Raw genomic sequence first — 17,941 nt, forward strand, 5'->3', positions numbered from 1 at the left:
TATTTACAGCATTTGAAAGGAGCACAACTATGTCTATACCTCGTCCTGAATACCCCCGCCCGCAGATGGCTCGCGGAGAAAGCAGCTGGTTAAACCTGAACGGAAGCTGGGAGTTTGAGTTCGACTTTGGAAACAGCGGCAAGGAGGGCTGCATGTGGGAGACCCCATTCTCCAGAACCATCAATGTCCCCTTCTGCCCTGAGAGCAAGCTGTCCGGCATCGGTCACACGGATTTTATGCCTGCCGTCTGGTACCGCCGTACTGTTAATCTGACGGAAGAACAAACCGATAATGTTGTCATGCTGCGCTTTGGCGCTGTCGACTACCTCTGCACCGTCTGGGTAAACGGCAGGGAAACCGGGAGCCATAAGGGTGGTTACGTGTCCTTTGCATTTGATATAACCGAGCATGTACAGCCCGGCGAGAATACTATAGTCGTCTGTGCCCAGGACGATGTGCGTTCAGGCAGGCAGCCAAAGGGCAAGCAGGCAGACAGGCTCTACTCCTCCGCCTGCGACTACACCCGCACCACAGGTATCTGGCAGACTGTCTGGCTGGAGTTCCTGCCCAAGACACATATCGTCTCCTATAAAGTCTACCCCCAGCCCGCAAACAGTTCCGTCATGGTGCAGGCTTCCATTAAAGGCTGCACAGATGGCTGTACCTTCAAGGCCGCTGCTTCCTTTGAGGGTAAGCCTATGGGCTCCTGTGCACGCACCGGCGCCAGTGAACTGGCCTTTGAAATAATGCTCACCGAAGCCCATCTCTGGGCCCCGGAGTCACCGAACCTCTATGATTTGGAGCTGGTTATAGAGCAGGGCGGCGCTGTACTCGACAGGGTAGACTGTTACTTCGGCCTCCGTGATATCCGCTGGGACGGCAGGGCTATTGAGATAAACGGCAAGCCGATATTCCAGCGGCTGATACTGGACCAGGGCTTCTATCCCGATGGTATATATACCGCTCCCAGCGAAGAGGCGCTTATTAATGACATCAAGCTGAGCATGGATTTAGGCTTTAACGGCGCCAGACTGCATCAAAAGGTATTTGAGGAGCGCTACCTGTACTGGGCCGACAAGCTTGGATATCTGGTATGGGGGGAGATGGCAAGCTGGGGCTTGGATATCACCACCGCCGCCGGACTTGAGAACTTCCTGCCAGAGTGGCTGGAGGAGGTTGCCCGGGACTTCAACCATCCTGCTTTAGTGGGCTGGTGCCCGTTTAACGAGACCTGGGACGACCCAAAGACTGGCGCAAGACAGGATAACGAGGTGCTGAGAGCCACCTATCTTGCCACAAAAGCCCTTGACCCCACGCGCCCAGTGATAGACACCAGCGGAAACTTCCATGTGATAACTGATATCTATGATATACATGACTACGACCAGGACCCCGATTCTTTCAGGGCAAAGCTTGCTCCTATGGCTGATGGCGGCGAGGCCTTTGAGACCTTCCCCCAGCGCCAGAAATACGAGGGCCAGCCCTATTTCGTCAGCGAGTACGGTGGAACCTGGTGGAACCCAAATCCTGAGGATGAGAACAACTGGGGCTATGGAAACAGGCCCGACAGTGAGGATGAAGTGCTAAGGCGCTTTGCGGGCCTCGCCGCCGCAATGCTGGAGAATCCCGCCGTCTGCGCCCTGTGCTACACCCAGCTCACCGATGTGGAGCAGGAGCAGAACGGCCTCTATTCCTACGACAGGAGCCGCAAATTCTCCGACCACATCTATGAGGGCATGAAGGCGGCAATGTCTGCACAGGCGGCGATAGAAAAGTGAATGACAATAAGCCAGAGAACGCCCCTCTTTCCCTAAAAATACTGTTCTGTGATGACGACCCTGCCGTGCCTGCCCAGCTTGAAATGAGCCTCCGGGAATATTTTAACGTGAAAGAGCTTCCTCAGCCTGAGTATGCCTCATATACTTCCCCGAAGGCCATGCTCGAAGAACTCTGCCGTCCCGGCGTGCCCCACCCTGATATTGCTTTTTTGGATGTGGAAATGCCGGAAATAAGCGGTATAGACGCCGGGGCAAGGTTACAGGCCCAATACCCATATATTAAAATATTTATCCTTACCTCCCACGCCGACTATCTTGACGACGCCATGCGGTTTCATGTGTTTCGCTATCTTTCAAAGCCGCTGGAGAAAGCCCGGCTGTTCCGCAACATGGACGACGCGCTGTACCAGCTCAGCGTGGATACCAGGCCGGTGCTTATTGAGACCTCCAGTAAATCCGTTACGCGCAGCGCCCAGGAGATAATCATGGCGGAGGCCCAGAGGCGGCGGGTGGTAATACACGCTCTGGACGGAAGCTATGAGTCTACACAGGGCATGAGGTACTGGGAGTCCCTGCTTGATATAGGCAGTTTCTACCGCCCCCACCGCAGCTATATAATCAACATGAAATATGTGCGCTCCTTTTCCTCCACCCTTATCACCCTGGAGGCCCCCGGCGGCATCCAGTACCCGGCATACCTGGCACGGCGGCGCTGTCAGGAGTTCAAGAACGCCTATATGCTGTATGTGGAGGCGACAAGATGATAAAAGAGGCATTCGCCCTGCTTTTGGGATTCACTCTGCTGTCCTTCAGCGGTAAGCTCATATATAAGGGCTTCTGCAAAATAACCCGGCGTTTTTCCGGTGAGAGCTCCCATTTCTCCAGCTACGACCCTGCCGCTTTAATGCTGACTGGATTTTCTCTGGCAACACTGTTTATACTGCTGATGGTGAGCTATACGGCGTTCTTTATCGCGCTGCCTCTTACAATAGGCTCATTGGCCTTGGCTGGCGTGATGATACTGATGTTCGACAACCTGCTAATATACATCGGCTACCGAATAACCCAGCGTATGAACCGGCAGGACCTGTCACGCCAGCTAATGCTCCAGAAGCAGCAGACGGAAATCAGCTACTATAAGGCCATGGAGGAGCAGTATGACCGCCAGCGTGTGCTGATACACGATATACGCAAGCACTTGGGGGCAATACGCGGCCTGGCCCAGGCCGGCGGGGATACGGCTGTGGTGCAGTATGTGGCGGAGCTTGAGCGCTCCCCCGCCCTCCAGAAGCGGGTGCGCATTTGCGGCAACCGGCTGCTTGATGTAATACTTGCCCGGTACAGTGAGGTGTGCGACGAGAAGGGTATCCGATTCTCCGCTGATGTTCGGGACCAGTCCGTGGACTTTTTGAGCCAGAGCGATATGACCTCCCTGTTCGGAAACCTTATGGAGAACGCAGTAGAGGCGGCTAATGGAGCCGAGAGTCCATATATCGAGCTTCTCTGCGACCTTCGGGCCGGGGGCGCCTTGATGGTGTCCCTGGTGAACTCCTGTGCCTCGCCCCCTAAAAGCGACGGTATGGGCGGCTTCGCCAGCACCAAGCAGGATATCGTACACCATGGGCTTGGTATCAAAAGTATAGCCGGAGTCGTGAAAAAGTACGACGGCACCCTGCGCCAATATTATGATGACGGCACAGAGCTTTTCCATACAGTCATACTCATTAAGCACTAGCAAAACCATGCGGCAGACCTGAAAACCGGGCCTGCCGCTTTCTATGCCTACCAAAACTGCACGATTTTCGACCGTTCATGTAAAAGGGGTTGAAATAATTTCTCTACCTGTTATACTCATCGTAAAGGAGTGATATTTATGAAACCTCTCGTCTCAGTTCTTATCCCCTCTTACCAGGTGGAAAATTTTATCTCCCGGTGCCTGGATTCAGTGCTCGCACAGACCTACGACAGCCTTGAGATATGTATAGCCGACGACGGCTCTACCGACGGCACTTTAGACGTTGTGCGTACATATGTATGCGAGCGTTCTGTGCCAATTACGGTGGAGGCCCTGTCCCATAAAGGCGTGTCATATGCCCGCCAGCGGCTGGTGGAGATGTCCCGCGGCGAATACCTTTTCTTTCTTGATTCCGACGACTACATAGACCCGCGCACTATTGAGGTGCTCATGGGGATAGCTGCCGCCCATAATGCCGACGTGGTCCAATGCGCTATGGAGCGCACCGACATGAACTGTTCTCCCCCTATAGACTGTGGCTCCCCGAACCCGCATATCTACAACAGCCGGATGCAGGGCATGACCGCATATCTAAGCGCCTCGACTCCCATGCGCTGTATGTTAGCCGCCAAGCTATACCGAAGAGAGGTGCTATTGGGCATACAGTTTCCGGTAGGAAAGATACATGAGGACGAGGCCACCATCCATAAAATACTGGACCGTGCCCAGGTGACCGCCTGCACTGCCCTTCCCCTCTACCACTACTTCTCAAACCCCGGCAGTATTATGAAGGGCCGCTTCAGCTATAAGCGGTATGACGCGCTGGATGTATTTCGTGGCAAGGTGGAATATTGCTGGCAGGCCGGATACTATTCCTTTGCCAAGCTCTGGAGCCTATACTACTGTGTTACCTGCGTCAAGCTCTATCAGGCGACATTAGAGGAGTTCGGCCCGGACGACTCCCACCTGCCCTGGCTCAAAGAAAGGTTTCATGCAGCGGCTGAGTATTATATCTCCACCGGCCTTGCAGACGATGACTTTACATCTGCATTACGCCGTCAGGCCAAGGATTTATCCGTCTGGTCCATGCCCAAGTTTTTTGACACTGCCGCCACCTTTTTCCGGATATCGGAGACCTCCGGCGAAGTGCGCAGGCTCTTATCCCAGTGGCCCCAAATACCCCATAAGGAGGACGAATTGATGAAAAAGCTGACAATAATTATTCCTGTGTACAATAACCCCCAGGAGCTACGCATGACTATCGACTCTGTGCTGGGTTCGGACTTTCCTCTGGATGACATAGAGATAATCATCGCAGACGACGGCTCCTCTGTGGACATGAAGGCCGTTGCAGACGAATACACAGTCCGTATAGACATCCGCCACTTCTGGCAGGAGGACAAAGGCTTTAGGCCCGGTCAGGCCAGGAACATGGGCATACGCGCTGCAAAAGGCGAGGTCTGTGTTTTCCTTGACTGTGGGGTTATAGTCACCAGAGGCTGCCTTTCTGAGCACTGGCGTCTCTATCAGCAGAATGGTCCAAAGGTAGTAACTATCGGCTATATCTACGGCAACGACCTGACCTCGGACTTGCAGGAAATGCGGGACATAATCGACAATAACACTCCCGACGAAGCAGCAGATATCATGCATGAAAAAGGTATGCTGGACGGGCGTGAGCGTGACTATGTGGTAGGCAGCGAGCTCTACCGCTGGCAGGCCCCCTGGATAGTGCTCTGGAGCCTGCACTTCTCGGTGCCCACGGAGTTCATGCGTGAGAATAACGTGTGGTTTGACGACTTCTTCTGCACCTGGGGCTGCGAGGACAACGATTTCGGCATACAGCTCTCTCAGCACGGCACAAAGTATGTGCTGGGACGTGACGCCCGTGCTATACACTATCCTGCAGAGAAGCGCAGCTATGACCGCCTGCACACCGAGCCGGACTTCAGGGCGGGCTGGATGAAAAACCGGGAGTATCTTAAAGAGAAGTGGGCAGGTAACGAGCTGGTACAGCTTTGGATAAACAAGGGCGGCATGGCGATAAAGGCCCTTCCCCTGCTGCCTGAGGAGGAAGCTTGATGGAGATAAACCCTCTGTTTAGATTCTACATTGACAATAAGAAATACCTGCCGGGTATCCTCACTATCGTTGGCATATCCCTTCTGTCCGGCGTGCTGAAAATGCTGGCGGCAACCTTCTGGGGCCGGGCGGTGGATTTCGGCATGGCTGGGCTTATAAACGACATGATATTCGCCGCTGTCATGATGGCTGTATTTATTCTTGCGGACTGTTTGCGCACTGCCGTACACTACCATATTATAGGCCGTATCACCGAGAATATGTTCCTTGGCGTGCGGGCCCGGGCCTTTCACAAGCTTACCCACGGCGACCCGGCTGTTCTTGAAAACCATTTCCGTACCGGGGACGTGACCGCCCGGCTCAACAGCGATATAGACCTGCTCAGCACCTTTTCTGCCGGACATGTAAGCAACTATTCACGGCAGATATTCTCTGCCCTGTTCGGGCTTTTCGCCTGCGTGTTCATGTCCTGGCAGCTCTCCCTTGCCTATGTGGTAATCCTGCCGGTGTCCCTGGGGCTGGTCTCACTTATCAGCAAGCCCATCCTCAAGCAAAGCAAGAAGTCCATGGACAGCGCGGGCTCGGCTATGAGCCTGGTCGCGGATATGCTTCTCGGCGCGCCCACCGTAAAGGCGTTTGGCGCTCAGGAGCATTTTCAGAAGAAATTCGACGTGATGGCTGAGAGGATGTATGAATTTGAGGTTGAAAACGAGCGCATAAGCATGAGGATGACCGCCGTGAAATACATTGCAAATGTGGTGCAGACTATGTGCCTGTTCCTTGTAGGCTCCTGGCTGGTAACAAAGGGGCTGCTCACTGTTGGTATATTTATCTCATTTGTAACTATGAGCAACTATATCACCGAACTGCTCACCGCTTCAGACTATATGATACAGACCGTCCGTCGGGTAACGGCCTGTGCCCAGCGGTATTATGAGGTGCTGGACATTCCTGACGAGCTTCCCGGACTGCTGGGCCTTGAGGCCAGTAAAAACCCCTGCTCTGCCGAAAAGCTCACCTTCTCCTATGACCGCGAGGGCCGGGTGCTGGATGGGCTTACCCTGCACATCTCGGCAGGTAAGAAGATTGCCATTGTGGGTGAAAGTGGCTGTGGAAAGTCCACGCTGATTAAGCTTATATGCCGCTTCTATCTGCCTGAGAGCGGCAGCCTGAAGCTCTTTGGATTAGAGTCCCTGGACTGGCGCCCGGACGACCTGCGCTCAAGAATGGCAATCGTCACCCAGGACTCCTTCCTCTTCGACGGCAGTATCTATGAAAACGTGGCCTACGGCAGACCGGGGCTCACCCGGAAACAGTGTGAGCAGGCCCTAAAGGACGTGGAGCTCTGGAGCTTTGTCTCCAATTTAAGCGGCGGCATGGACCATCAGATAGGCGAGGGCGGGCAGACCCTGTCCGGCGGGCAGAAGCAGCGGCTTTGTATCGCCCGGGCCATGGTCAAGGAGGCCCCGCTGGTGCTCCTGGACGAGGCTACCTCGGCCCTTGATTTGCAGACAGAGCGCGAGGTACAAAAAAGCCTTGATAAGCTATTAGAGGGCCGCTCGGCAGTCATTATAGCCCATAGGCTCAGCACCGTACAGGGGGCAGACTATATCTACTACATGGACAAGGGCCGGGTAGTAGAGGAGGGCTCACCCGCTGACCTGCTGGCCCTCAGGGGACGATACTACGATATGTGCAGGCTCCAGGGCCTGGTTATAGACATTGGGAGGTGACAAAATGAGAAAGACATCCGCGCTGACCCTTTATAGGCGCAGCTTTGAGTATCTCGGCCGGGCCCGGGGAAAGTATCTGCTCGGGGTGCTGTTTGCCTCCTGTGAGATGGCACTTTTATTTGCGTTCCCATATGTGAATCAGGCGCTCATTGACATAGTTGCCGGGGAGCGGCAGGGAAACATCATGGTAATGCTGCTCATTATGCTGGGGCTTTTCCTTCTGCTGGTACCGCCGGTGATACTGGGCAGATATATGCAGACTACAGCCGCAGAGTTCGGCCGCAGCATGCTCTACAAAAAGCTTTTCTGGCACGTGACCCATATGCCCTACGATACCCTGACCAAATTCAAGACCGGGGACTATATCACCCGTCTGAGGGATGACGCCAGCCGCACTACCGGCGCCTTTCGCTCCTACTCTGTAACCCATCTCATTAGGTTTGGAGTTGTCTTCCCGGCAACACTTATATTGCTGCTCGTCAATGACTGGCGTATAGCCCTTGCCGGTGTGATTTACGGCGGCATAAACCTAGCCCTCTCCCTCTGGCTGAATCCACTGGCTAAGTCCGTTGAGCGGCGGGCAAAGCAGGAAATTGCAAACTCTGCGTCATTTTTAGTAGAGGCGCTGAGGGGAATCCCGGTGGTGCGGGTTTTCGTGCTGCACCACGTGCTCGCCGAACGCTACGCCAGAATATGCGAAATAATCAAAGACAGGCGCATGAAATACCAGAACATCATCGGGATTACATACGGCGTTGTGGATTTCTTTGCCCAGTCTGCCCAGGCCATCGGCTTTATAATCTGTATCCTACTTGCCCGGGACGGCGTGACTCTTGGCAATACCGTGTTTAACGCCACTCTCATGGGCATGATGGCAGACTCTATATACAGGCTCAGCACATTCCTCCTTCTGACCCAGACTGACCTTGTCGCCATGGAGCGGGTTCACAGCCTGCTGGACCAGCCCCTTGAGGACCTGCACGACGGCATAGACGCCGCAAAAACCGATGGAGATATTGCCGTGGAGCTGCGCTCTGTTAGCTTTTCCTATGACGGAGAAAACAATGTGATAGACAATCTGAATCTGACCCTGCACCGGGGCGAGCACCTGGCTATCGTCGGCGGCTCCGGCGGGGGCAAATCCACGGTGATAAAGCTGATTGAGGGCTTCTATGCCCCGACCTCCGGAGAGATACGCTACTTCAGTCAGACCGGCCTATCGCTCTCAGCAATACGCGGCCTGTTCGCATATGTACCGCAGGAGTGCACGCTTTTTGACGGCACCATAGAGGACAATCTGCGAATGGCCCGCCCCGGCGCTGCACAGCAAGAGCTTGAACGCGCCGCCGGGATGGCTGATATCCACGAGTTCATACTTAGTCTCCCCGAGGGCTATAAGACCCAGGTGGGTGAGCGGGGCAGCCAGCTCTCCGGAGGCCAGCGCCAGAGAGTCGCCATAGCCAGGGGCATCCTGAAAGAAGCCCCTGTGCTGCTGTTGGACGAGGCCACCGCCGCTTTGGACTCATCCACTGAAAAAGAGATCCAGGCCTGCCTTGACAGGATATCCGTTGGCATGACTACCGTGACTGTGGCCCATAGGCTCAGCACCATCGAGAACGCCGACCGTATCCTGGTAATGGAGGGCGGCAGAGTCATTGAGGAGGGCCGCTTTAAGGAGCTTATAGACCTTGGCGGCAGGTTTAGGGAAATATATGAGGGCCAGCAGCAGGAGGAGCGCATGAGGCTTGAGAGAGAACGCAGTTGGATATAAATAGAAATCCCCCGGCAGAGCCGGGGGTATTTCATATGCGGGTATAACTCTATGTTGTAAGCCACCTGTCACGTCGGTACGACCTGACATTTGCGTATTGCCATTATCTGCAGCCAATAATAAACTTTACAGCTCTATCTCATATACCGGGCAGAGCTCCGCGCCATGTAGTACCGCGACCGCTCCTCCGACTTCCTCTACCCTGGCAGCCATCCCGGACTCCACATTCACGTTTGCGCCCTCCTTCAGCGGCGTGATATACAGCACAAACTGGCTGTGCTCACTGGCAAACTCACGCAGGCTTACCTCCCAAACTGCTCCGTTGGCGAAATTATCGCTTATGAGCCTGCTGTTCAGAAACAGGCTTCCGATATCACCGCTGTAGTCTATTTGCAGACGCACATCCTTTACACCCTCCAGCAGTCCGTCGGGAATGTCCAGGGTATACCTGCCCGGAGCCACCTGTTCTACAGAAAGTCTCTTACCTGCTCCGGCCCACTGGCCTGCCCGGTACAGGTATTCTCCCAGCACCCCGCTTCTGCCCTGTGCATTGCCTGAAAGGGCATCCACCGGGTAACAACAGATATGATTTTCAGCCTTGACCGTCTCAAGCCTCAAGCCGTTTTCATCCTCCAGCATGGCTTCATCTGTAAAGACCAGCCTGTTCCCTCCGGCAATATACATCTGCTCAGCCAGCCCCCTGCTGAGCACCAGGATACCGGCGGAGCGTTCTCCCTTGCTGACTGTAAATTCTTCCGCAGTAAAGTTCTCCAGACAGACATATGTGCTCGACTTGCCGATGTCTATTTTAGCCTTTTCCTCAAAGGTAAAGCTGCCTCTCATGCCTCTCGGGATGAAGAATACATACACATCTCTGCCATCCTTTTCTAACACCGTAACCGGCTGAGCGTTGGCCTGAACCAGCTTGATTCCCCCCAGGTCCATATTAAACGGAAGTATGGCGTTCTCCTCTGCGGCAATACCGAAGCGGAAGGTAATCGCCCCTTCACTTGTATCCAGAGTGACCGTCTCTTTCAGGCGGTCCTTAGCCGTCACATGGTCCTGGAAATTGTTCACAAACAGGAAACCGCCATGCCCGTCTGTGCGCACAGCATAGCGCAGGGTATCCACGTCGTTTGGGTCAATAAGCGACGCCCCCTCGGGCAGAACAGTCTTCATCGGGCAGAGTATTCCTGCAAACGCGCGCACAAAATAGTGGAGCAGCTTCGTGCGCCGGTAAGACTCCCTAACCTGACCGAACTCGCCAAGAGCCGCCTGGTAGTCGTATGATATCTTGCACACCTGGCTCTCGTTAAGATACTGTCCGTTTTTCCCAATGGGATTGCTCCCGCCCTGATACATATAGTAGCCCAGGAAGTTGCAGCCAGAGGCAAGCTTCACTGCCGCCATAGCGTCCACAGACTTATAGGGCAGCTGAAACCTGTAATTATAGCTGCACATCATCCCTCCGCCCATCTCACAGCAGGCATACGGACGGTCTTCCGGGGCATAGCGCGGCAGAAAATCGTCGGTACAGGCAATGCCGTTTTTATGGTAGTCCTGATAGATATACTGCTCTGTAGCAGGGTGCTCCCCTTTATGGGAGTAGAACAGCCATGGCCTGTAGGCATAGCCTCCCCATAGGGGCAGCATTGAGTCCGGAGTCGGGGCATTGCCCCAGCCTGTACATGTATAAAATACCGGGGTAAGCCCGCACTCAGCGGCAAGCTCCTTCAGGCGCAGCAGATACTCCTCACCCTCATCCCCGCCAAAGGCCCACTCGTTGGATATGCCGGTGGTTATCTCCCATGGCGCTGAGGACGCCATATACTCATTGTCTATCTGCACGCCGATTACCGGCCCGCCGTCCTTAAAAAACATCCCATTAACCTGACCTGCTATCTCCGTATACAGCCGCCTGGTACAGCTGAGGAAGCCCTCGCTGAGCTTCCGTACCTCAAAGGGTTTGCCGTATAGCCAGTCTGGCAGGCCGCCGTTGCGCGCCTCCCCATGGTCGAAGGGGCCGCACCTGAGTATCACATACAGCCCGTGCTTTTGGCAAAGCTTCACAAACCTGCCAAGGTCCCGCCTCCCTGTAAAGTCGAAGCAGCCCTCTTCCTCCTCATGGTGGTTCCAGAACACATAGGTGGCCACGATATTCACGCCACCCAGCTTCATCTTTATGAGCTCATCCTCCCAACGCCACGGCTCCATGCGGCTGAAATGGAACTCACCGCTCACTCCAAAGAACGGCTGTCCGTCCTTTTCCATATAATAGCTGTTTACCGACAGCTCTGTACCGTCTTTACTCCTGCCGTGAAAGGCCTCTCCGAGAGGGCGCGCCTCAACTGCTGCCGCATTACGCAGGGACAATTTATAGTCCATTTATTTATTCCCTCTCACTGCTTTGATTATCTCCCGTGACTGCCTGCAAAGCTCCGCTATCTCGTCCCACCTCTGTCCCTCAATAAGCTGTGCGGTCACCATGTACGAGCCCCCGCAGGCCGCTATCACCGGGCAGCTGATATACTCCTCCAGGTTCTTCAGCGAGATACCCCCCGTAGGCATTACCTTAAACTGTGGAAATGGCGCGCTCATGGCCTTTATCTTCCCGAGCCCACCGGACTGCTCTGCCGGGAAGAACTTTATAAGCTCAAGCCCGAATTTCAGCGCGGCATGGTAGTCCGTGGGAGTTGTGCAGCCGGGGTAAATGGGCACGCCCTTATTTTGGGCGTACTCCACCAGCTCCGGGTCGAAGCCCGGGGTTACTATAAACTGCCCGCCTGCCTCTATAGCCGCGTCTATCTGCTCTGTCACCGTAACCGTACCCGCACCGGCTATCAGTTCAGGACATGTCTCCTTCATCAGCCGTATGGCTTTGTCCGCACCGGCTGCACGGAAGGTGACCTCAGCCACCGGCACGCCACCGGCGCAGAGCGCCTTCCCAAGAGGCGCCGCGTCCCGCTCCGGGTCTGTGAGCTTAATCACCGGCACGATTCCTATCTCTGAAATTGCCTGACTAATTTTATCCATCTATTGTACCTCCAAAAATTTTATTCTCTGTCATAGTCAAGATACGCTCCCTTCATGGGAGAGGCTGCCAAATCCGAGAACAGCCGCAGCACCCCCCGTTTATACTTAGCGGGCTTCGGCTTCCAGTGCTTCTTTCGCTCAGCCAGAACAGCGTCTATTTCCTCCGGGCTCTGCCTCTGTCCCTTCACGCCAACTATCTCCAGCACGCGCTCCTGCACGTCTAAGTGTATCAGGTCTCCATCCTCCACCAGAGCAATGGGCCCGCCCGCCTGGGCTTCCGGGCTGCAATGGCCTATAACCGGCCCGGTAGACGCCCCAGAGAAGCGCCCGTCGGTAATAAGGGCAATGCTCCGTCCCAGCTCCTTATCAGAGGAGATGGCCTCTGAGGTATAGAACATCTCCGGCATTCCCGAGCCCTTAGGCCCCTCGTATCGGATAAACACTGCGTCCCCCGGCTTTACCCTGTGGTGCAGCACCGCATCAATGCACTCCTCCTCACTGTCAAACGGCCTGGCGTTCAGCACCGCCGAGAACATCTCCCTCGGGCAGGCAGTATGCTTGATAACAGCTCCTTCTGGGGCAAGGTTGCCCTTTAGAACCGCGATAGAGCCGTCTGTGCCAAGGGCTTTATCATATGGGCGTATAACGTCCTCTCGGGTTATATTTGTATTATGCTTTTTATTCGCCTCTAAAAGCCACCTCTGGCAGCGCTCATAGAAGCCGTCTTTCTTCAGCTCCTCAAGATTTTCACCCAGGGTTTTCCCGGTGACAGTCATTGCGTCCAGGTGCAAATGCGGCTTTATCTCCTCCATAATAGCCGGGACCCCTCCCGCATAGTAGAAGAACTCCGCGGGCCAGCGCCCTGCCGGACGCACATCCAGAAGATATCTTGCGCCCCGGTGCAGCCTGTCAAAGGTCTCACCGGTTATCTCCAGCCCAAGCTCGTGGGCTATAGCCGGAAGGTGAAGTAAGCAGTTAGTAGAGCCAGAGACTGCCGCGTGCACAAGTATGGCGTTCTCAAAGCTCTCCATTGTCACAATGTCCGAGGGCCTCATACCCCTGCTGTGCGCCAGCTTTACCGCCAGTCTCCCTGCGCTCCTGGCATACTCCAGCAGGTCAGGGCTGCCAGCGGGCAGCAGCGCGCTGCCGGGCAGAGCCAGGCCCAGGGCCTCAGCCATTATCTGCATAGTGGAGGCCGTGCCAATAAACGAGCAGGCTCCGCAGCCCGGGCAGGCGTTTTCCTTGGCCCAGTCCAGTTCCCCATTCTCTATCTCCCCCCGCTCATACCTTGCGGAGTACATGCCAAGCTGTTCTAATGTGAGCAGCTTGGGCCCTGCAGCCATGGTCCCGCCAGTCACCACAACCGCCGGGATATCCACCCTTAAAAGCCCCATCAGGTTTCCGGGCAGGCCCTTATCGCAGCTGGCTATGTACACCCCCGCGTCAAAGGGCGTGGCGCTCTGCTGTATCTCTATCATGTTGGCTATCATCTCCCGGCTGGCCAGGGAGTAATTTATGCCGTCCGTGCCCTGGCTCTCGCCATCGCACATATCCGTGCAGAAGTACCGGGCCCCGTGTCCTCCGGCTTCCGCAATGCCCTCCCTTGCCGCCTCCACAAGCCTGTCCAAATGTCCGGACCCCGGGTGGCTGTCGCCAAAGGTGCTTTCAATAAAAATCTGCGGCTTAGAGAGGTCCTCCGGCCTCCAGCCGGTGCCCAGGCGCAGAGGGTCCAGCTCCGGGGAGAGCTCCCGCATTTTCTGGCTGATAAGGCTGTTTTCCATAGGCTTTAGCGCTCCTTTCTCGTTTGCACATAAGCTTTTGTCCTATCATACCATAGCGGGCCGAAGGTTTCAACCTGCACTTGATATTTTCTGTGCCCTGCGGTATAATTACTACTATAATACGGGAATGGAGAGTAGGACTATGATAAAGCGCAAGAGATACACAGCCTGCCTGTTGGCAGTGCTCTGCATTGCTGTTAGCCTGCATGTACCCGCCGCTGCCAAAGCTTCGGACAGGCACACTATCAGCGGCTTCCCCATAATCTGGCAGATGCCCGAGCTGCCCACCGGCTGTGAGGTGACAGCCCTCACTATGGCTATGCGTTACTATGGGTATAACGTGAGCAAAATCACTATGGCAAGCCGCTACCTGCCCAAGGTCTCCCCTTACTTCTACTATGGAAGCGGCGGCAGGCTCTACGGTCCGGACATGGACAAATACTTTGTGGGCAGCCCCTTTAACTCCGGGGGATATATCTGCGGCCCCACCGCTCTCTGTACTGCCGCGGACGGATATTTTAAAGCCAACAAGATTCATATGAAGGCAAAAGACATCTCCGGCTCCGAGCCTCGGGAGCTGTATGCTCTGGTGGAGCAGGGCACCCCGGTGGTGGTTATGGTGACGATAAATATGGTTAACCGACACGCCTATTTTAGCTGGTACACCCCCGACGGCAGGCCAATGAGTATCAGCCATAATGACCACGGCGCGGTGCTGATAGGCTATACCCCCACCACTGTCACCCTGGCTGACCCTTTAGCCGGGAGAGTAACCTACAGCCGCAGCCGCTTTGAGTCCGTATTCCGTTCCAGGGGAAAGCAGTGCGTAATACTAGAAGAGCCGGTTTATAAGAGCGGCTATACCGACGTGCCGGATAACAGATGGTTCTCAACTCCCATAACCTACTGCCGGGAAAAAGGGCTTATGAGTGGAGTCGGCGACAAGAAGTTCCTGCCAGACAGCGAGATGACCCGCAGTATGCTGGCCGGCGTGCTATACCGCGCGGCGGGCCAGCCGGAGGTCTCCAGCTATGAAATCCCATTCACTGATGTGAAGTCTGGTAAATGGTACACCTCCAGCGTGCTCTGGGCCAGTGAAACAGGGATTATCGCCGGTTATGGCAACGGCCTTTTCGGTACTGATGACCCTGTCACCAGGGAGCAGGTAGTGGCCTCTATCTGGAGGATGGAGGGAGAACCTGAGGCAACTCCTGGGCAGGACTTTGAGGATGAGGGCAACATATCTGTGTACGCCCTCACAGCTGTGGACTGGGCCCATAAAAAAGGCATAATCAGCGGAAAGCCCGGCAATCTGTTTGACCCGCAGGCCAGTATGACCCGCGCTGAAGTTGCCACCGTCCTGTATAACTACACTTCGCTAAAGCAGAAGGAGAGCCAAAATGCCGGATTATAAGCTTATGGCAAAGCAGATAGAATCTCTCGCCGAAATTGACAGCGGCTTCATACCGCTGCTCTCCAACGCCTCCGCAATTTTGAACGAAGGCCTTGAGCGCATAAACTGGGTGGGCTTTTACCTGATGGACAATGGCAGCCTGCTGCTTGGTCCCTTCCAGGGCAAGGCCGCCTGTGTGAGGATAGAGGTCGGTATGGGTGTATGCGGGTCTGCCGTGAAGGAGGGGCGGGTGCTGAGGGTGCAGGATGTTCATGATTTCCCGGGCCATATTGCATGCGACAGCGCGTCTCAATCCGAGATAGTTCTGCCCATCAGAAGCGGCGGGAAGATAGTTGGAGTGCTGGATATTGACAGCCCGGAGACAGGCCGATTTAGCGAAGACGATGAGAAAGGTCTCATGATGGTAACCGCAGCCATAGAGTCCGCCGCAGACTTTTCCCGGCTAAGAACATAGCAGCATTTCACAACATTTTTCGGACATTCTACTACAGTAGAATTGCCTTTTTAGCTGGTCTCTGCTATTCTGTATGCTGAAAAGTGTGGTGGTGGATACGTTAAAATTTGCCGTCTGCGATGACGAGCCGGTAATGGCCCGGGAAATCTCGGAGCTTATCTCAGGCTATATGAGGTCGCGTGGGATTACAGCTTTCTCCGTCAGCAGATTCTCCAGCGGGCGCTCCCTGCTGGAGAGCCCCGACAGCTTTGATGTGGTCTTTTTAGATATACAGATGGAACAGCCCGACGGCATGGACACTGCAAGGCTCCTGCGCCGCCGGGGAGATGGTGTTTTGCTGATTTTTGTGACGGTTCTCAGGGAGCGGGTATTTGACGCCTTTAAGGTGGAGGCCTACGACTATCTGGTAAAGCCTGTAGACTTCAAATCCTTCTCCCAGACCATGGACCGGGCACTTTGCTCTCTGGAGCACAAAGCCTTCAAGTCCATAGTGGTCCAGCGCGGCGGCAGTTCTGAGGTTGTCCCCCTCTCTGAGATAGTTTACTGCGAGGTGCTGGGCCGCAAAATATATATCCATAAGAGCGACAGCTCGGTTATCGACTACTATGATAAAATGGGTGAGCTTGAGCAGCGGGTGGACCGGCGCTTCTTCAAGTGCCACCGCAGCTATCTTGTGAATCTCGCCTATGTCCGAGGACGCCGCCCGGGACAGATTATTCTGCCGGATGGCGGTACCATCCCCGTATCCCGCCTGAGGGAAGGAGACCTTGCCTCTTCCCTGCTGAGGTATATGAAAGAGGGAGGGCTTTGATATGGACTATTTCAGCCTACTCAGCGACATTGCCTGCCTTGCCGGGCAAAGCATTATGCACCTGCTCTTCACTTCAAAACTCTCCGGGAAGAAACCCATGCTCTGGCTTTTCCCGGTTTACTTCCTTTTAATCTGGACTATCGACCACGTATCCATTATTTTCCTCCCGGAAGGCGGGATACTGCCGGTCGGCGCCGGAGTGCTGGCTCTAGCCTGTGCCAGCCGGTACGCGCTTAAAAACCGCTGGCATGTTTCCTGGCTTGCAGCGGTGCTGTCCTTCTATATCTCCCAGCTCTCCTTTGGCGTTATCAACTCAGTGGAGGCGGTGGTATTTCCAAGATTTATCGGGAGCCCATTATTGTACCTGCTCCTAATTGCGGCACTTCTTATATTCTTCCTGCTATGTGCCTGCTGCTACCGGGGCGTCATAAAGCTCATGCCCGGTGCTGACAGCCTGCCGCGTCTAGGGCTTCTTCTGTTTCCAAGTCTGTTTTTCTTCGCTGCGGAGCTCTATATCCTGCGCACATCATACAGCTTGTTCACACCGTCCGTCTCCCCTATGGAAACAGGCAGGCACGCCGTATTACTGTTTTTACAGGTGATGGGCCTTGCCGCAATGCTCTGCACACTGTACGCCTACCGGCAGCTCTGCCAGGGATTCAGGGACAGCGCGGCGCTTCAGTCCCTGACCCAGGCGGCCCAGGCCCAGAAGGTGTATATCTCCGAAGCCCGCAGCCGCTATGAGCAGACTATGGCCTTCCGCCATGATGTAAAAAACCATCTTGCAGTGCTCAGCAGCCTCTTAAACAGCGGAAAAATTGAGGAGAGCAGGGAATACCTTCAGAAGCTCTCGACGGTCTCCGACTCCCTCTCCTTTCCCTGCCGGACCGGGAATGCCGTCGTGGATATCCTGCTGGGCGAGAAGCTGGGGCTACTTAAAGATGTCCGCACAGAGGTGTCCCTGCTTCTCCCAAACCCCTGCGGTATAGACGATTTGGATTTATGCGTCATCTTCGCCAACGCTCTGGACAACGCCATTATCGCCTGCCAGTCATTGGAGGGTGAAAAGCATATTCAGGTCTCCGGTCAGCAGCAGGGGGATTTTTTCATGCTCACCTTTGAGAACTCCTGCACCGACGGCCCCACGCCGGTTTCCGGGACAGGCCTTGCCAATATACGCGCCGCGGCTGAAAAATACCACGGCGCGGCCCTTTTTGAAAAGTCCGGCAGAAGCTTTTCCCTCAGTGTCCTGTTGGACATTTCACGACACCGATAGGGCATTTCAGTGCAAAGGCCTTGAAACCCTGCCTTCAGCCTGCTAAACTTGGCATATGGCAGCTGCCAAAATT

Annotated in this window: 13 protein-coding genes; 10 read left to right on the forward strand and 3 right to left on the reverse strand. The window is 54.9% G+C overall.

Annotation, left to right across the window (positions count from 1 at the left end; genetic code table 11):
* Window positions 1–29 precede the first annotated feature (29 nt).
* The 6 genes from D5270_RS02360 to D5270_RS02385 all read left to right on the forward strand — a co-directional run bounded on the left by D5270_RS02360 (window position 30) and on the right by D5270_RS02385 (window position 9,099).
* Window positions 30–1,778, forward strand: a complete 1,749-nt coding sequence (locus D5270_RS02360) for a glycoside hydrolase family 2 protein (RefSeq protein ID WP_166542569.1) — start codon at window positions 30–32, stop codon at window positions 1,776–1,778.
* Window positions 1,775–2,542, forward strand: coding sequence for a LytR/AlgR family response regulator transcription factor (locus D5270_RS02365; protein WP_166542570.1), 768 nt, complete (start codon window positions 1,775–1,777; stop codon window positions 2,540–2,542). Before D5270_RS02360 ends, D5270_RS02365 begins: the two co-directional genes overlap by 4 nt.
* A complete protein-coding gene (locus D5270_RS02370) occupies window positions 2,539–3,513 on the forward strand; it encodes a sensor histidine kinase (protein WP_166542571.1) in 975 nt (324 codons plus the stop codon). The genes D5270_RS02365 and D5270_RS02370 overlap by 4 nt, the downstream gene beginning before the upstream one ends.
* A 138-nt stretch (window positions 3,514–3,651) precedes the next feature.
* Window positions 3,652–5,595, forward strand: coding sequence for a glycosyltransferase family 2 protein (locus D5270_RS02375; protein WP_166542572.1), 1,944 nt, complete (start codon window positions 3,652–3,654; stop codon window positions 5,593–5,595).
* Entirely contained in the window at window positions 5,595–7,328 is a 1,734-nt protein-coding gene (locus D5270_RS02380; RefSeq protein WP_166542573.1) for an ABC transporter ATP-binding protein, read from the forward strand. The genes D5270_RS02375 and D5270_RS02380 overlap by 1 nt, the downstream gene beginning before the upstream one ends.
* Before the next feature lie 4 nt (window positions 7,329–7,332).
* Window positions 7,333–9,099 (forward strand): ABC transporter ATP-binding protein, encoded by a 1,767-nt coding sequence (locus D5270_RS02385; RefSeq protein ID WP_166542574.1) that lies wholly within the window; start codon window positions 7,333–7,335, stop codon window positions 9,097–9,099.
* 126 nt (window positions 9,100–9,225) lie between these two features.
* Here the strand turns inward: D5270_RS02385 and D5270_RS02390 are convergent, their stop codons facing one another.
* From D5270_RS02390 to ilvD, 3 genes are read right to left on the reverse strand one after another with little or no spacing between them, the layout of a single operon-like run.
* Window positions 9,226–11,484, reverse strand: coding sequence for a beta-galactosidase (locus D5270_RS02390; protein WP_166542575.1), 2,259 nt, complete (start codon window positions 11,482–11,484; stop codon window positions 9,226–9,228).
* Window positions 11,485–12,132, reverse strand: coding sequence for a bifunctional 4-hydroxy-2-oxoglutarate aldolase/2-dehydro-3-deoxy-phosphogluconate aldolase (locus D5270_RS02395; protein WP_166542576.1), 648 nt, complete (start codon window positions 12,130–12,132; stop codon window positions 11,485–11,487). It abuts the gene before it with no gap.
* Between the two features lie 20 nt (window positions 12,133–12,152).
* On the reverse strand, window positions 12,153–13,913 hold the full coding sequence (ilvD, locus tag D5270_RS02400; protein WP_166542577.1) for a dihydroxy-acid dehydratase: 1,761 nt from the start codon (window positions 13,911–13,913) through the stop codon (window positions 12,153–12,155).
* A gap of 142 nt (window positions 13,914–14,055) precedes the next feature.
* Here ilvD and D5270_RS02405 point away from each other — a divergent pair, with 142 nt between their 5' ends.
* From D5270_RS02405 to D5270_RS02420, 4 genes are all read left to right on the forward strand, one after another.
* Complete coding sequence (locus D5270_RS02405) at window positions 14,056–15,327, forward strand: S-layer homology domain-containing protein (protein WP_166542578.1); 1,272 nt, start codon at window positions 14,056–14,058, stop codon at window positions 15,325–15,327.
* The gene (locus D5270_RS02410) at window positions 15,314–15,781 is read left to right on the forward strand and encodes a GAF domain-containing protein (RefSeq protein ID WP_166542579.1); all 468 of its coding nucleotides are present in this window, start codon (window positions 15,314–15,316) and stop codon (window positions 15,779–15,781) included. Before D5270_RS02405 ends, D5270_RS02410 begins: the two co-directional genes overlap by 14 nt.
* Window positions 15,782–15,854: 73 nt before the next feature.
* The gene (locus D5270_RS02415; RefSeq protein ID WP_166542580.1) at window positions 15,855–16,592 is read left to right on the forward strand and encodes a LytR/AlgR family response regulator transcription factor; all 738 of its coding nucleotides are present in this window, start codon (window positions 15,855–15,857) and stop codon (window positions 16,590–16,592) included.
* A gap of 1 nt (window position 16,593) precedes the next feature.
* The gene (locus D5270_RS02420; protein ID WP_166542581.1) at window positions 16,594–17,868 is read left to right on the forward strand and encodes a sensor histidine kinase; all 1,275 of its coding nucleotides are present in this window, start codon (window positions 16,594–16,596) and stop codon (window positions 17,866–17,868) included.
* Window positions 17,869–17,941: the final 73 nt, after the last annotated feature.

This window comes from Acutalibacter sp. 1XD8-36 (assembly GCF_009917525.1).
Classification (GTDB): Bacteria; Bacillota; Clostridia; order Oscillospirales; family Acutalibacteraceae; genus Acutalibacter.

What these genes read in the sequence shown, in the direction of transcription:
- D5270_RS02360 (WP_166542569.1), top strand. Translation starts at nt 30, where the DNA reads ATGTCTATACCTCGTCCTGAATACCCCCGCCCGCAGATGGCTCGCGGA.
- D5270_RS02370 (WP_166542571.1), top strand. Translation starts at nt 2,539, where the DNA reads ATGATAAAAGAGGCATTCGCCCTGCTTTTGGGATTCACTCTGCTGTCC.
- D5270_RS02375 (WP_166542572.1), top strand. Translation starts at nt 3,652, where the DNA reads ATGAAACCTCTCGTCTCAGTTCTTATCCCCTCTTACCAGGTGGAAAAT.
- D5270_RS02380 (WP_166542573.1), top strand. Translation starts at nt 5,595, where the DNA reads ATGGAGATAAACCCTCTGTTTAGATTCTACATTGACAATAAGAAATAC.
- D5270_RS02385 (WP_166542574.1), top strand. Translation starts at nt 7,333, where the DNA reads ATGAGAAAGACATCCGCGCTGACCCTTTATAGGCGCAGCTTTGAGTAT.
- D5270_RS02390 (WP_166542575.1), bottom strand. Translation starts at nt 11,484, where the DNA reads ATGGACTATAAATTGTCCCTGCGTAATGCGGCAGCAGTTGAGGCGCGC.
- D5270_RS02395 (WP_166542576.1), bottom strand. Translation starts at nt 12,132, where the DNA reads ATGGATAAAATTAGTCAGGCAATTTCAGAGATAGGAATCGTGCCGGTG.
- ilvD (WP_166542577.1), bottom strand. Translation starts at nt 13,913, where the DNA reads ATGGAAAACAGCCTTATCAGCCAGAAAATGCGGGAGCTCTCCCCGGAG.
- D5270_RS02405 (WP_166542578.1), top strand. Translation starts at nt 14,056, where the DNA reads ATGATAAAGCGCAAGAGATACACAGCCTGCCTGTTGGCAGTGCTCTGC.
- D5270_RS02410 (WP_166542579.1), top strand. Translation starts at nt 15,314, where the DNA reads ATGCCGGATTATAAGCTTATGGCAAAGCAGATAGAATCTCTCGCCGAA.
- D5270_RS02415 (WP_166542580.1), top strand. Translation starts at nt 15,855, where the DNA reads ATGCTGAAAAGTGTGGTGGTGGATACGTTAAAATTTGCCGTCTGCGAT.
- D5270_RS02420 (WP_166542581.1), top strand. Translation starts at nt 16,594, where the DNA reads ATGGACTATTTCAGCCTACTCAGCGACATTGCCTGCCTTGCCGGGCAA.